The organism is Burkholderia sp. Ac-20344, assembly GCF_017104975.1.
Taxonomy (GTDB): Bacteria; Pseudomonadota; Gammaproteobacteria; order Burkholderiales; family Burkholderiaceae; genus Burkholderia.
The window spans coordinates 1-337 of the sequence record NZ_JAAGPP010000412.1 but is presented as its reverse complement, the minus strand read 5'-3'; the positions used below and the strand labels follow the sequence as shown (position 1 = coordinate 337).

1 protein-coding gene is annotated in these 337 nt (G+C 56.4%); it reads left to right on the top strand.

Features of this window, described 5'->3' with window-relative positions:
* Positions 1 to 293: transposase (locus tag G3N64_RS39465; protein WP_143283482.1), on the top strand; the 293-nt coding region annotated here is incomplete at its 5' end.
* Positions 294 to 337 lie beyond the last annotated feature (44 nt).

Below are 337 nucleotides of genomic sequence, written 5' to 3'. Positions count from 1 at the left end.
TCGCGGCCATGTGGCAGCGCCAATGGGAACAGGTGATTCCCTTCTTCGCCTATCCGCCCGAGGTGCGTCGAATCGTATATACGACCAACGCCATCGAGAGCATGCACATGCAGTTGCGCAAGATCGTCAAGAATCGCGGCCACTTCCCGAGCGACGAAGCCGCCAGCAAACTGCTGTTTCTGGCCTTGCGCAACATCGAAAAGGATTGGAAGATGCCGCCTATCACCTGGCGACAAGCAGTCAATCAGTTCGCCATTCTGTTCGGCGAGCGATTCACCGCCGCCATCAGCTGAGATTCTTTAACCGACCTCAGCACACGAAATTCCTGACACGTCCC